This is a genomic window from Streptomyces sp. ISL-10, from assembly GCF_018614575.1.
Taxonomy (GTDB): Bacteria; Actinomycetota; Actinomycetes; order Streptomycetales; family Streptomycetaceae; genus Streptomyces.
In genome coordinates, this window is the sequence record NZ_JAGGOJ010000018.1 from 26340 (window position 1) to 40292 (window position 13953).

The window sequence follows — 13953 nt, forward strand, 5'->3', positions numbered from 1 at the left end:
AGCCCGCGGTTCGCCGGCTCCACGCCGGGAGCCCCCGCGGTTTCCCCGGCTCCACGCCCGGAGCCCCTCGGTTCCCTACTCCTCGCCCGGAGCCGCCGACGCGTTGGCCGACGCCGCGGCCTTCTTCGTGGTGGTCTTCTTCGCCGGGGCCTTCTTGGCGGCGGCCGTCGTCTTCGCCGCCGTCGTCTTCTTCGCGGCCGTGGTCTTCTTGGCGGCGGTCTTCTTCGCCGCCGTCTTCTTGGCCGCGGTCTTCTTCGCGGGCGCCTTCTTGGCCGCCGTCTTCTTCTTGACCGGCCCCTTGGCACGCTTCTCGGCGAGCAGCTCGTACCCGCGCTCCGGCGTGATGTCCTCGACGCTGTCGCCGGTGCGCAGCGTCGCGTTCGTCTCGCCGTCGGTGACGTACGGGCCGAAGCGGCCGTCCTTGACGACGACCGGGCGCTCACTGACCGGGTCCGTGCCCAGCTCCTTCAACGGCGGCTTGGCCGCGGCCCGACCGCGCTGCTTGGGCTGCGCGTAGATCGCGAGGGCCTCCTCCAGCGTGATGCCGAACAGCTGCTCCTCGTTCTCCAGCGAGCGCGAGTCGGTGCCCTTCTTCAGATACGGGCCGTACCGGCCGTTCTGCGCGGTGATCTCGACGCCTTCGGCGTCGGTGCCGACCACGCGGGGCAGCGACATCAGCCTCAGCGCGTCCTCGAGCGTGACCGTGTCCAGCGACATGGACTTGAACAGCGATGCCGTACGCGGCTTGACCGCGTTCTTGCCAGTCTTCGGCGTGCCCTCGGGCAGCACCTCGGTGACGTACGGGCCGTAGCGGCCGTCCTTGGCGATGATCTGGTGTCCGGTCGCCGGGTCGGTGCCCAGCTCGAAGTCACCGCTCGGCTTGGCGAGCAGCTCCTCCGCGTGCTCCACGGTCAGCTCGTCGGGAGCGAGGTCCTCGGGGACGTCGGCGCGCTGGTGGCCCTCCGCCTCCTTCTCGCCGCGCTCGACGTACGGGCCGTAGCGGCCCACGCGCAGGACGATGCCGTTGCCGACGGGGAAACTGGAGATCTCGCGGGCGTCGATCGCGCCCAGGTCGGTCACCAGCTCCTTGAGGCCACCGAGGTGATCGCCGTCGCCGTTGCCCGCCTCGGAGGCGGCACCCGCCGCGTCGCCCTCGCCGAAGTAGAAGCGCTTCAGCCACGGCACGGCCTGCGCCTCGCCCCGCGCGATGCGGTCGAGGTCGTCCTCCATCCTGGCGGTGAAGTCGTAGTCGACGAGCCGGCCGAAGTGCTTCTCCAGCAGGTTGACCACTGCGAAGGAGAGGAACGACGGCACGAGCGCCGTGCCCTTCTTGAAGACGTAGCCGCGGTCCAGGATCGTGCCGATGATCGAGGCGTACGTCGAGGGACGGCCGATCTCGCGCTCTTCCAGCTCCTTGACCAGCGACGCCTCGGTGTAGCGGGCCGGCGGCTTGGTGGCGTGGCCGTCGACCGAGATCTCCTCGGCGGACAGGGCGTCGCCCTCCGTGACCTGCGGGAGGCGCCGCTCGCGGTCGTCCAGCTCTGCGTTCGGGTCGTCGGCACCTTCGACGTATGCCTTCATGAAGCCGTGGAAGGTGATCGTCTTGCCGGAGGCGGTGAACTCGGCGTCACGGCCGTCGGAGGCCAGGCCGCCGATCTTCACCGTGACGCTGTTTCCGACGGCGTCCTTCATCTGGGAAGCGACGGTCCGCTTCCAGATCAACTCGTAGAGCCTGAACTGGTCGCCGGTCAGTCCGGTCTCCGCGGGAGTGCGGAAACGGTCACCCGAGGGCCGGATCGCCTCGTGCGCCTCCTGCGCGTTCTTGACCTTGCCGGCATAGGTGCGGGGCTTGTCGGGCAGGTAGTCGCCGCCGTACAGCTGCGTCACCTGGGCCCGGGCCGCCGCGACGGCGGTGTCGGACAGCGTGGTGGAGTCCGTACGCATGTAGGTGATGAAGCCGTTCTCGTACAGCTTCTGCGCGACCTGCATCGTCGCCTTGGCCCCGAAGCCGAGCTTGCGCGAGGCCTCCTGCTGCAGCGTGGTCGTGCGGAACGGCGCGTACGGCGAGCGGCGGTAGGGCTTGGACTCGACGGAACGCACCGCGAAGGACGCGTCCTGGAGGGCTGCGGCCAGGGCGCGGGCGTTCGCCTCGTCGAGGTGCAGCACCTGGTCGCTCTTGAGCCGGCCGTCCGGACCGAAGTCGCGGCCCTGCGCGACCCGCTGCCCGTTCACCGTGTTGAGGCGGGCCGTGAGGGTCGAAGGGTCGGAGGTGTCCCCGGCGCGGCCGGTGGCGAAGGTTCCGGTCAGGTCCCAGTACTCGGCGGAGCGGAAGGCGATGCGCTCGCGCTCCCGCTCGACGACGAGCCGGGTCGCTACGGACTGCACACGTCCGGCGGACAGCCGCGGCATGACCTTCTTCCACAGGACCGGCGAGACCTCGTAGCCGTAGAGGCGGTCGAGGATGCGTCGGGTCTCCTGGGCGTCGACCATGCGCTTGTTGAGCTCGCGCGGGTTGGCGACGGCGTCGCGGATCGCGTCCTTGGTGATCTCGTGGAACACCATGCGGTGGACGGGGACCTTGGGCTTGAGGACCTCGAGCAGGTGCCACGCGATGGCCTCGCCCTCGCGGTCCTCATCGGTGGCGAGGAAGAGCTCGTCGGACTCGGCGAGCTGCTCCTTGAGCTTCCTGACCTGGGCCTTCTTGTCGGCGTTCACGACGTAGATCGGCTGGAAATCGTGCTCGACGTCGACGCCGAGCCGGCGCACCTCGCCGGTGTACTTCTCCGGCACCTCGGCGGCACCGTTCGGCAGGTCGCGGATGTGCCCGACGCTCGCCTCGACGACATAGCCGGGGCCGAGATAGCCCTTGATCGTCTTCGCCTTGGCAGGCGACTCGACGATCACGAGTCGGCGGCCGCCCTGTGCGGTCTCGCTGGTCGGGGACAACTTCGCTCTTCTCTCCGGTCGACATTCGATGGGCGCTCACGGCGGTGCGGTACGCGGTACTGCCAGCGTTAGGGCACTGCTGTGGCGCTGCTGTCGCTGCGGAGTGTGACGGTACAACCCGCCCCCGTGTCAAACGGCAAAAGACCGCAACGGCCACTCGAACGGTAACCCGACTCCAGCCTTTTCTGCCGCCCGGACCGGCACGTCTTCGCCTGTGCGCCGCTTCAGATACGTGCGAAGCACCACACCCCGAGCGCGAGGAAGGCCGCGCCGAAGAGGATCCCGGAGGCGGTGGCCGTGGCGGGGCTCACTCCGTGCGCGACGGGTGCGCGGTGTGCGAGCCGTGTCCCCGTCCACAGCAGCAGCCCGGCTCCGAACAGCGCGAATGCCGTCCCGGCGAAGATCGCTGGCCCGCTCTCCATGCCCGTACCCGGTCCTTCCCTGGTGCCATGGCTGTCGGATGCAGAGGCTGCCACCCCCGGGCGTCGGCCGCGCGAATTCCGGGTGAACGGCGCGTGGGTTCACCCACGCGGTCGCGTCGGCAACTTTTTTGGGAGGAGCCCGCTCCTCTTCTTTGTGGTGGCGGGCGCGCCTTCTTCAGGTGGGGACGGTCCGGAGCCGGGGCGGCCCGGTCCCGGGAGAAGCCGCTGACCGAACATTGGCCGGTTCTCCCGCGGTGAGCGGCGTGAACCGTGCGGGTCCCTAGGCCGTCGTGCCCGGACTGCCCGGCCGGGTCGGATCCATCGGATCGGCCGTCGTGGCGGGATCGGTCGGATCGATCACATCGGCCGGTTCGAGGAAGCCCTCTTCCACCAGAAGTCGCAGCGCCTGCGGCGTGCGGTCACGCAGCAGCACCGGGTCCTCGTCGATCAGCTGGGCGATGGCGTCCAGAATCCGTCCGGCGCTCAGCGTCCCGTCGCACACCCCCGCGAACCCCGCGCCGACGGTGTCCACCTTGGTCGCCCGCCGCATGCCCCGGTTCTGGCGCAGGACCACGTGCTCCGGATCCTCGGCACCCGGCAGCCCGACCTGCTCCTGCACCACCTCCGGCGCCAGCCTGAACCGGTCGGAGAGCAGCGCCGCGTCGTCGTGGGTGCGCAGATAGTCCTGCCGGTCGAAATGCGCGCGCACGGCATCGCCGAGCGGCTGCTCGACCGGGTGCGGCCACTCCTCCGTCACGATCGACGGCCGGTCCGCACCGGACCTGCGAAGCGTGATCCACCCGAAGCCGACCGCCTTGGTCTTGCGCGCCTCGAACTCGTCCAGCCATGCGTCGTACCGCGCCGCGTACCGCGCGGGATCGCTGCGATGGTCGCCGCTGTCGCGCAGCCACAGCTCCGCGTACTGCGTGATGTCCTGCACTTCGCGCTGGATGATCCAGGCGTCGCAGCCGCGCGGCACCCAGGAGCGCAGCCGCTCCTGCCAGTCCTCCCCCTCCACGTGCTGCCAGTTGGCGAGGAACTGGGCGAAGCCGCCCTCGTTCAGCCTGTCGCCCGCCTGCTGGACAAGCGAGCGGCACAGATCGTCCCCGCCCATCCCGCCGTCCCGGTAGGTCAGCCTGGCGCCGGGGGAGATGACGAAGGGCGGGTTGGACACGATCAGGTCGAACGTGTCCGAGGCGACCGGCTCGAACAGCGAGCCCTCCCGCAGATCCGCCTCCTGCGCGCCGGACAGGGCGAGAGTGAGGCGTGTGAAGTGCAGGGCGCGCGGATTGAGGTCCGTGGCCGTGACCCGCGTCGCGTGCTGCGCGGCGTGCAGCGCCTGGATGCCGGATCCCGTGCCCACGTCGAGTGCGGAATCGACGGGCATCCGCACGGTGATGCCGGCGAGCGTGGTGGAGGCGCCGCCGACGCCGAGGACGACCCCCTCGCCCTGTCCCCCCGCACCGCCCGCGCCGCCGACAGCGCAGCCCAGGTCGGCCACGATGAACCAGTCCTGTCCCTGCGGCCCCCCGTACGGCCGGACGTCAACAGTGGCCCGGACCTCGTCCCCGTCGCGCAGCACCCAGCCGTCCGCCAGGCACTCCTCGATCGGCAGCGCGGCACGTGCCCGCCCGTACGCCACGGGCCGCTGCAGCAGGAACAGCCGGACGAGCGTCTCCAGCGCGGTGTCCCCGCGGGTGGCGCGCAGGGCGGGAACGGTCTCGCTGCGCGCGAGCGCCGCGTACGCAGGGGCTCCGAGCAGGTCGAGAAGACCATCGGCGGTGAACCCGGCGGCAAGGAAGGCGTCACGAAGCCGGGGAGCGTGATCGGGCGCGGGAAGACTGGTCGTACTCACGAACCCATTGTGGCGGCCGCCACTGACAATCGCCGCACCGCCCGGCCCGGACGGCACAGGCGGGCCGGGCGGGATGGCCGGCCCGGGCGGGATGGCCGAGCTGGGCGGGATGGCCGAGCCGGGCCTGACTCGGCATGGTCGCGACGCGGGCCGCCGGGGCCCGACTTGTCCCACACGCCGGCCGAGTGGGGCCTCAGGCAGCCGCGTTGCCGTGCGCCGAGGCTCCGGTGGTCACGCCTTGCTCGGGGACGCGGACGCACCCGACGCGGGGCTCGACGTCTTGGCCCTCTGGCAGCCCGGCTGCTTCGCCATGGCCTTGCCCAACTCACCGGACTGCAGCTTGGCCAGCGCGGCCTGGTCCATGCGCTCGATCTTCTTCAGGCCGTCCGCCACCTCCTGGAGGCCGTCGGCGAACTTCTGCTGGTCCTTGGGGTCGAGGTCGTCGACCTTCTTCTTGAGCGCCAGGTATTCCGTGGCGGTGGCCTCGAGTTCGTTCACCGCGTCCGTACGGAGCTTCTCGCCGTTGTCCACCGGCGGTACGCCGGCGTCCCTGACGGCCTTGGCAAGTGCCTTGTCCGCGGCGGCGATGTCCGCGAACGCCTTGGAGTCGGCTGCCTGGATGTCGGCGGGCTTGCCGTCAGCGGCCGTCGAGATGATGGCCTGCTGGGCGTTCGCCCTCTTCTGGATCTGCGGCTGTGCCTGGTCACAGACCTTCTTGGCCCAGGCGTTCGCCTTCTCCTCGCTGTCGTCCCCGCATCCCGACAGCGCCAGTACCAGTACCGCACCGCCGGACAGTGCGGCCGCAAGCTTCTTGTTCACCGGATTGGTCCCTTCCAAGGCTCTCTCGGCCCCGGAACATACACGCCAAGTGGGCGACAAACGCGTGTCGTGTGCCCGATTCATCACCTATGAAGCCATTTGCACCAAGGGAGACATGACTCACCCGCACGCGCGAACGGGCGGGCGCCGCGTCAGTCCGCGCCGCCCGCCCGTGCATTGAGCAACTATCAGGAAACCACCGCCGGATCGGGCGACTTGGTGCTGCGTTCGGCCGCGCCCTCCTCGTCGTCGCCCACGGCGATGCCGCGCCTCTTGGAGATGTACACGGCACCCACGATGACCAGCATGGCGATCACGGCCACCACCGCGCGGACGCCGACGCTGGAGTCGTCCCCGTAGCTGAACTGGACGACCGCCGGCGCGATGAGCAGCGCCACCAGGTTCATCACCTTCAGCAGCGGGTTGATCGCCGGACCGGCCGTGTCCTTGAACGGGTCGCCGACCGTGTCACCGATCACCGTCGCGGCATGGGCCTCACTGCCCTTGCCGCCGTGGTGACCGTCCTCGACGAGCTTCTTGGCGTTGTCCCAGGCGCCACCGGAGTTGGCGAGGAAGACGGCCATGAGCGTGCCGGTGCCGATCGCGCCGGCCAGGAACGCCCCGAGCGCGCCGACGCCGAGCGAGAAGCCGACCGCGATCGGCGTCATCACGGCGAGCAGACCCGGAGTCGCCAGCTCCCGGAGCGCATCCTTGGTGCAGATGTCCACGACGCGGCCGTATTCCGGCTTCTCCGAGTAGTCCATGATCCCCGGGTGCTCGCGGAACTGCCTCCGCACCTCGTAGACCACGGCGCCCGCCGAGCGGGACACCGCGTTGATCGCCAGTCCGGAGAAGAGGAAGACGACCGCGGCCCCCAGGATCAGACCCACCAGGTTGTTGGGCTGGGAGATGTCCATGACCAGGTTCATCGGGGCACCGTCACCCAGCCTCTCGCCGACCTCCCTGGCCGCGGTCGAGATGGCGTCGCGGTAGGAGCCGAAGAGCGCGGCGGCGGCGAGCACGGCCGTGGCGATGGCGATGCCCTTGGTGATGGCCTTGGTCGTGTTGCCGACGGCGTCCAGATCGGTGAGGACCTGCGCGCCCGCGCCCCTGACGTCGCCGGACATCTCCGCGATGCCCTGGGCGTTGTCGGAGACCGGCCCGAAGGTGTCCATCGCGACGATGACGCCGACCGTGGTGAGCAGGCCGGTGCCGGCCAGCGCCACCGCGAACAGGGCGAGCATGATCGACGTACCGCCGAGCAGGAACGCCCCGTACACACCGAGGCCGATCAACAAGGCGGTGTAGACGGCCGATTCGAGGCCGATCGAGATGCCCGCCAGGACGACGGTGGCGGGGCCGGTGAGCGACGACTTGCCGATGTCCCGGACGGGACGCCGGGTGGTCTCGGTGAAGTAGCCCGTCAACTGCTGGATCAGGGCCGCCAGCACGATGCCGATGGCGACGGCGATGAGCGCGAGGACGCGCGGGTCGCCGTCGTGCGCCCGGACCGCGGCGTCGCCGACACCGTCCAACTCGGCGTACGAGGAGGGCAGGTACACGAACACCGCGACGGCCACCAGGACGATCGAGATCAGCGCGGAGATGAAGAACCCGCGGTTGATGGCGGTCATCCCGCTGCGGTCGGCGCGCCGCGGGGCGACCGCGAAGATGCCGATCATCGCGGTGACCACGCCGATCGCCGGGACAATCAGCGGGAAGGCGAGTCCGGCGTCACCGAAGGCCGCCGAGCCGAGGATGAGGGCCGCCACGAGCGTGACGGCGTACGACTCGAAGAGGTCGGCCGCCATGCCGGCGCAGTCGCCGACGTTGTCGCCCACGTTGTCGGCGATGGTCGCGGCGTTGCGCGGGTCGTCCTCGGGGATGCCCTGCTCGACCTTGCCGACGAGGTCGGCGCCGACATCGGCCGCCTTGGTGAAAATGCCACCGCCGACACGCATGAACATGGCGATCAGAGCGGCTCCCAGGCCGAAGCCCTCGAGCACCTTGGGCGCGTCGGCCGCGTAGACGAGCACGACGCAGGACGCGCCGAGCAGGCCGAGGCCGACCGTGAACATGCCGACCACGCCGCCCGTACGAAACGCGATCTTCATGGCCTTGTGCGCGACGGCCGTCAGATCCTTTTCCGGCTCTCCTTCCTTCGGGGTCGCTTCCCGTGCGGCCGCCGCCACCCGGACATTGGCGCGCACGGCGAGGCGCATGCCGATGTATCCGGTGGCCGCCGAGAAGATCGCGCCCACCAGGAAGAACACCGAGCGCCCTGCACGCTGCGACCAGTCGTCGGCCGGAAGAAGCATGAGCAGGAAGAACACCACCACGGCGAACACGCCGAGGGTGCGCAGCTGCCGCGCAAGATAGGCATTCGCGCCTTCCTGAACGGCTGCCGCGATCTTCTTCATGGAATCGGTGCCCTCGCCGGCGGCGAGGACCTGGCGCACGAGCAGCTGGGCGACGGCCAGGGCCGCGAGTGCGACGGCTGCGATGACCACCACGATCATCCGGTTTTCGTCCGTGAGTACCGCGGCTGCGTAAGAAGTGGGATGATCGGTCATTTGTGGGTTGAAGAGCCCCGCCATTCGTCCTCCTTGACGTTCAGAGCCCAAGATGTGGACGGATTGTAGGTAGCGGAACCTGATCAAAACAGGGCGCGGTAAATGTAATTGACCTTCACTCGCTACTCAGCAAACGATCGCGTTCCGAAAAGGCCCCCGAAAGAAGTAACGGGACAAAGGCATTGACCGTTGATCGACGATCTAGAAATGTGAAAGAGGCCCTGCTCAGCAGGGCCTTTTCATATGAGATTGACCGGAGAACCAAAAGATCGATCATCTGGACGGTCGTCAAGCCCGCGCACCGGGCCGGCCGCCGCATCTGTCCGGTCCACCACGGCGCTCGCCGGCCGCCCGGCTGGTTCGTCGTTTTTGGCCGGCCCGCGCTGGGCCGATCGGGTCACGACGGGGCTCGGGTCCGAGAGTCCGGCGCCGGGGCGGCGTGGCAGGGCAGCGCGCCCGGACGGGCTGACGGGTCGGTCAGCAGACCGGGACGGGTGCCGGGCCGACGGCGGTGTATGCCCGGACGGAGGCGAGAAGGGGCCGGACCGGGGCGGGTGCCCCGGACAAGGCCGGGCAGACCGGCCTGGAGCGGCTGTCAGACCCGGATGGGGTGGGCCAGCATGGGGTGGGCGAGCATGGGGTGGGCGAGCCCGGACAGGCGGGCTCCCACGTCGCGGGCCGGGCCCGACAGGTCAGGGCGCCGCTCGGTCAGGGGCCGCCGCGGGGGGCGCCGCGGGCCAGCTCATCCGGATCACGCCGCCACCCTCGGACGACGAGACCTCCATGTCGTCGACGAGGCCGCTGATCACCGCGAGGCCCATCTCGTCCTCCTCCTCGGCGTCGGCCGCCTCCCCATCCGTGGCGCGCCCGCCCGCGGCCGCACCGCCGCCCGAGCCGGGGACCTCGTCACCGACCTCGATTGAGAAGGTCTTCTCCTCCTCGGACAGCAGGACCCTCACGGGCGCCGTGAGGCCATGGCTGCGGTGCAGCCCGACCGCGCGGCTGCAGGCCTCGCCGACGGCGAGGCGGACCTCGTCCAGCACCGCCTCGTCGACCCCGGCCCTGCGCGCCACGGCAGCGGCGACGAGCCGGGCCGTCCTGACGTGCTCGGGCTGGGCGCTGAAGCGGAGCTCAACGGTGGCCATGCAGATCCCCCTCGGACGTACGAGCGTGACTCTCAGGGGCCCGGGCTGGATGCCCGGTGCCCCTCACTGCTTCCGGCAGTCTCCGGCCGACCGTCAGTCGGTCGCCGCGACGGCTTCGTCGACCGAGGTGTGGATAGGGAACACCTTGGTCAGACCCGTGATCCGGAAGATCTTGAGAATGCGCTCCTGGTTGCAGACCAGGCGCAGCGAGCCCTCGTGAGCGCGCACGCGCTTCAGGCCGCCGACGAGCACGCCGAGGCCGGTGGAGTCGAGAAAATCCACGCCCTCCATGTCGACAACCAGGTGGTAGCTGCCGTCGTTCACCAACTCGACCAACTGCTCGCGCAGCTTGGGCGCGGTATACACATCAATCTCGCCACCGACCTCGACGACCGTACGGTCGCCACCAGGGCCGGACACATTGCGAGTCGACAGGGACAGGTCCACGGATCCTCCAGCACCTTGCTATCGAGCGGCCGCCCCCTCAGGTCTCCCCGACGGAGGCCGGAGGACGGTCGCCAGCCGCGATGGCATTCAATCACTTACCAGCAGCCATGCACGACGCCTTGGGACCATTGTCCGTCTCGCCAGTGACACACTCGGTGCCGATGGCCAAGAATCACCGTCCCAGACGACCTCCCGAGAGCGGGGAAACCCGCCCCTCCCCCGGTGCGGTCCTCGACCGGCTCGCCACGGGGGCGAACCGGGCTGCGCGCATCACTCATACGGAGCACTTGCCCCCGCGACCGGGCAGGCATGCAGTCTGGCCCGACCGCATCCGCAGGGAAGTGATCGACGCGGTGCAGGAGGCGGGCATCGACCACCCGTGGGCCCACCAGGCGGCCGCCGCCGAGCACGCGCTGGACGGCGAATCCGTGGTCATCGCGACGGGCACCGCCTCGGGCAAGTCGCTGGCCTACCTCGCCCCCGTCCTCAGCACCCTCCTCGACGGTGCCGAGGCCCCGAACGGCCGGGGCACCACCGCCCTGTACCTGGCCCCCACCAAGGCCCTCGCCGCCGATCAGCTCCGCGCCGTCAAAGAGCTCGCCGCGCCCCTGGGCAACCGCATCCGGCCGGCCGTCTACGACGGGGACACGCCCGTCGAAGAACGCGAGTGGGTGAGGCAGTACGCCACCTACGTGCTCAGCAACCCCGACATGCTGCACCGCGGGATACTCCCGTCCCACGCACGCTGGTCCTCCTTCCTGCGCTCCCTGCGCTACGTCGTGATCGACGAGTGCCACACCTACCGGGGCGTCTTCGGCTCCCACGTCGCCCAGGTGCTGCGCCGCCTCCGCCGCCTGTGTGCCCGCTACGGCGCGAACCCCGTTTTCCTCCTGGCCTCCGCCACCGCCGCGGCCCCTGCCGTGGCCGCAGGCCGCCTCACCGGCCTGCCCGTGAAGGAGGTCGCCGACGACGCCTCACCCCGCGGCGAGCTCGTCTTCGCCCTCTGGGAGCCGCCGCTCACCGAGCTCCACGGCGAGAGGGGCGCCCCGGTGCGCCGCACCGCGACCGCCGAGACCGCCGACCTCCTGACCGATCTGACCGTGCAGGGTGTGCGCAGCGTCGCCTTCGTACGATCCCGCCGCGGGGCCGAGCTGATCTCCTTGATCACCAAGGAGCGCCTCGCCGAGGTGGACCGCTCGCTGCCGCGGCGCGTCGCCGCCTATCGCGGCGGGTACCTCCCCGAGGAACGCCGCGCCCTGGAACGCGCCCTGCACTCCGGTGAACTCCTCGGCCTCGCCGCCACCACCGCCCTCGAACTCGGCGTCGACGTTTCCGGACTCGACGCGGTCGTGATCGCCGGTTACCCGGGGACCCGCGCATCCCTGTGGCAGCAGGCCGGCCGGGCGGGACGCTCCGGCCAGGGCGCCCTCGCCGTCCTCGTCGCCCGCGACGACCCGCTGGACACCTACCTCGTCCATCACCCCGAGGCGCTGTTCCGACGGCCGGTGGAGTCCACCGTCCTGGACCCCGACAACCCGTACGTCCTCGCGCCCCACCTGTGCGCGGCCGCTGCCGAACTCCCGCTCACCGAAGCCGATCTGGAACTCTTCGGTCCCGCCTGCGCGGACCTGATGCCCCAGCTGGAGAGCGCCAGGCTCCTGCGTCGCCGGGCCTCCGGCTGGCACTGGACACGGCGCGAGCGGGCCTGCGATCTCACCGACATCCGGGGCGGAGGCGGACGGCCCGTCCAGATCGTCGAGGCTGCCAGCGGCCGCCTGCTCGGCACGGTCGACGAGGCCGCCGCCCACACGGCCGTCCACGACGGTGCCGTCCATCTGCACCAGGGCCGCACCTACTTGGTCAAGCAGCTCGACCTGGAGGACTCCGTCGCCCTGGTCGAGGAGGCCAACCCGCCGTACTCGACCACCGCACGCGACACCACCGCCATCTCCGTCCTCGACACCGACATCGACGTCCCCTGGGGCGACGGGCGCCTGTGCTACGGCTCCGTCGAAGTCACCAACCAGGTCGTCTCCTTCCTCCGCCGCAGGGTCGTCACCGGAGAGGTGCTCGGCGAGTCGAAACTCGACCTCCCGCCGCGCACCCTGCGCACCCGGGCTGTGTGGTGGACGGTCACGGAGGACCAGCTCGAGGCCGCACGGGTCGGACCGGAACAGCTCGGCGGAGCCCTCCACGCCGCCGAGCACGCCTCGATCGGCATGCTGCCGCTGTTCGCCACTTGCGATCGCTGGGACATCGGCGGCGTGTCCGTCCCGCTCCATCCCGACACGCTGCTCCCGACAGTCTTCGTGTACGACGGGCACCCCGGCGGCGCGGGCTTCGCCGAGCGCGCCTTTCACACGGCCCGTGATTGGCTGACCGCAACCCGTGAGGCCATCGCGTCCTGCGAGTGCGAGGCGGGCTGTCCCTCGTGCATTCAGTCGCCCAAGTGCGGCAACGGCAACGACCCGCTGCACAAGCGCGGCGCGGTCCGTCTGCTCACGGAACTGCTCCGGAACGCCCCTGCCCAAGTGCCGGAGGAGCAGGAGCCCTCGGCCGCAGCTGCGGAGGGGCCTGAGCCGGGTCGGGCGGCCCCGCCCTCGACCTGACCTGGGGCGCGTACGGTCCGAAGCGGGAGCGGGCGATCACATCGGCGATCTCGCCCGTCACCACGCAGCGGGCGATCTCCGCAGCCTGCGCCCGGGCCACCTCGGCAGCCTTGGCGCATGCCTCGTCCCGGCCGCTCAGGGCATGGTCGGCCGCCGCGAGGGCCGCCAAATCGGCAGCCGCCCCCGCGCGATGACGTGCCACGACCGCCTGGCCCATCGCCAGCACGATCGCGAAGACCACGCACAGCACCGTGGTGGCGGAGGCCACCCAGACGGTGGCCGATCCCTGGTCCCGGTTCATGGCGCCACCGCCAGGGCGGCGGGCACGGCGACTGTCGTGCGAGCCGAGGCCCGCACGACACTCATCTCGGCCCCGCCGGACTGGGCGGCTGCCGCGCCCCCGAACACGGCATCTTCCGGGCCACCGGCACGCTCGGCCGAGGCCGCCTCCGCGCCCGCGCCCACCGTGCCCTCGGCCAGGGCCGCCGCCTCCGCGCTCAAGGTGAGCCCCAGCCCACCTGGGCCGGGGGCATCCGCTTCCACCCGTACCCGCCACAGGTCGCCTGCCCTGGCCAGAGTCACCCGCGCTCCGAACGGCGCCGCGGAGCGTGCGGCGGCGACCGCCGCCGCACGCGGTTCGGACCTGGCCGCCGCCCGAGCTCCGGCCCGTGCCGCGTCCACGCACTGGATCTGCGCGGACGCGGCCATCAACGCCCAGACGAGGGCCATGGCGAACACCACCAGAGCGGGAACCGCCACGGCCGCCTCCGCGGTCACCGACCCCTGGTCGCTGCCCCCGGCCGTGCTCTCTCCTCTCCCCTCAGAAGTGGGCATCGAGGGCCTTGCCGATCAGCTCCTGGAGTCCCTTCGACACGGCGTCGCTCGTGACGACCTTGTACAGAACGGCCGCGAAGCCGCAGGCGGCGATCGTCCCCACCGCGTACTCGGACGTCGTCATGCCCTTGTCCGTGCGCAGCGCGACTGCCAGGCCGCGCAGTCGGCCGAGCCGGCCTCCGTGCGGTCGATGCCCGTCCGACCGGTGTACGTCCGACCGGTGTCCGCTCAGTCGGTGCCACAACGTGTTCCACATGGGTCAACCCCCAGTTGTCGTAGTGCGTTTACGCAGTTGAGAAAGCA

At 70.7% G+C, this 13953-nt stretch carries 11 protein-coding genes; 1 reads left to right on the forward strand and 10 read right to left on the reverse strand.

The genetic code is table 11. The features are described 5' to 3' along the window. Window positions 1–75: 75 nt before the first annotated feature. The 7 genes from topA to bldG form a co-directional block, all read right to left on the reverse strand. Window positions 76–2946: a type I DNA topoisomerase gene (gene topA / locus J7E88_RS22310; RefSeq protein WP_215183810.1), complete on the reverse strand. Its 2871-nt coding sequence runs from the start codon at window positions 2944–2946 to the stop codon at window positions 76–78. Between the two features lie 224 nt (window positions 2947–3170). Next, window positions 3171–3368 (reverse strand): hypothetical protein, encoded by a 198-nt coding sequence (locus J7E88_RS22315; protein ID WP_215183812.1) that lies wholly within the window; start codon window positions 3366–3368, stop codon window positions 3171–3173. A gap of 280 nt (window positions 3369–3648) precedes the next feature. Then, complete coding sequence (locus J7E88_RS22320; protein WP_215183814.1) at window positions 3649–5223, reverse strand: methyltransferase; 1575 nt, start codon at window positions 5221–5223, stop codon at window positions 3649–3651. Window positions 5224–5454: 231 nt separating this feature from the next. After that, complete coding sequence (locus J7E88_RS22325; RefSeq protein ID WP_215183816.1) at window positions 5455–6042, reverse strand: small secreted protein; 588 nt, start codon at window positions 6040–6042, stop codon at window positions 5455–5457. Between the two features lie 188 nt (window positions 6043–6230). Then, on the reverse strand, window positions 6231–8639 hold the full coding sequence (locus tag J7E88_RS22330) for a sodium-translocating pyrophosphatase (RefSeq protein WP_215183818.1): 2409 nt from the start codon (window positions 8637–8639) through the stop codon (window positions 6231–6233). 668 nt (window positions 8640–9307) lie between these two features. Then, window positions 9308–9760 carry an ATP-binding protein gene (locus J7E88_RS22335; RefSeq protein WP_215183820.1) on the reverse strand — a complete coding sequence of 151 codons (453 nt, stop codon included), beginning with the start codon at window positions 9758–9760 and terminating at the stop codon, window positions 9308–9310. Between the two features lie 93 nt (window positions 9761–9853). Continuing rightward, window positions 9854–10207, reverse strand: coding sequence for an anti-sigma factor antagonist BldG (gene bldG, locus J7E88_RS22340; protein WP_093799810.1), 354 nt, complete (start codon window positions 10205–10207; stop codon window positions 9854–9856). An 80-nt stretch (window positions 10208–10287) separates the two neighbouring features. Here bldG and J7E88_RS22345 point away from each other — a divergent pair, with 80 nt between their 5' ends. Next, window positions 10288–12816 carry a DEAD/DEAH box helicase gene (locus J7E88_RS22345; RefSeq protein ID WP_251023034.1) on the forward strand — a complete coding sequence of 843 codons (2529 nt, stop codon included), beginning with the start codon at window positions 10288–10290 and terminating at the stop codon, window positions 12814–12816. Here the strand turns inward: J7E88_RS22345 and J7E88_RS22350 are convergent. Genes J7E88_RS22350 through J7E88_RS22360 form a run of 3 tightly spaced genes read right to left on the reverse strand, consistent with a single transcriptional unit; the run spans window position 12707 to window position 13882 of the window. Continuing rightward, the gene (locus tag J7E88_RS22350; RefSeq protein WP_215183823.1) at window positions 12707–13117 is read right to left on the reverse strand and encodes an Rv3654c family TadE-like protein; all 411 of its coding nucleotides are present in this window, start codon (window positions 13115–13117) and stop codon (window positions 12707–12709) included. The two genes, J7E88_RS22345 and J7E88_RS22350, sit on opposite strands and share 110 nt — an antisense overlap. Further along, a complete protein-coding gene (locus tag J7E88_RS22355; protein WP_215183825.1) occupies window positions 13114–13650 on the reverse strand; it encodes a TadE family type IV pilus minor pilin in 537 nt (178 codons plus the stop codon). The genes J7E88_RS22350 and J7E88_RS22355 overlap by 4 nt, the downstream gene beginning before the upstream one ends. Beyond that, window positions 13637–13882 (reverse strand): DUF4244 domain-containing protein, encoded by a 246-nt coding sequence (locus J7E88_RS22360; protein ID WP_374196311.1) that lies wholly within the window; start codon window positions 13880–13882, stop codon window positions 13637–13639. The genes J7E88_RS22355 and J7E88_RS22360 overlap by 14 nt, the downstream gene beginning before the upstream one ends. Window positions 13883–13953: the final 71 nt, after the last annotated feature.

Excerpts from the sequence above, each read along its gene's own strand:
- J7E88_RS22315 (WP_215183812.1), bottom strand. The coding sequence starts at position 3,368 with ATGGAGAGCGGGCCAGCGATCTTCGCCGGGACGGCATTCGCGCTGTTC.
- J7E88_RS22330 (WP_215183818.1), bottom strand. The coding sequence starts at position 8,639 with ATGGCGGGGCTCTTCAACCCACAAATGACCGATCATCCCACTTCTTAC.
- J7E88_RS22335 (WP_215183820.1), bottom strand. The coding sequence starts at position 9,760 with ATGGCCACCGTTGAGCTCCGCTTCAGCGCCCAGCCCGAGCACGTCAGG.
- J7E88_RS22345 (WP_251023034.1), top strand. The coding sequence starts at position 10,288 with ATGGCATTCAATCACTTACCAGCAGCCATGCACGACGCCTTGGGACCA.
- J7E88_RS22350 (WP_215183823.1), bottom strand. The coding sequence starts at position 13,117 with ATGAACCGGGACCAGGGATCGGCCACCGTCTGGGTGGCCTCCGCCACC.
- J7E88_RS22355 (WP_215183825.1), bottom strand. The coding sequence starts at position 13,650 with ATGCCCACTTCTGAGGGGAGAGGAGAGAGCACGGCCGGGGGCAGCGAC.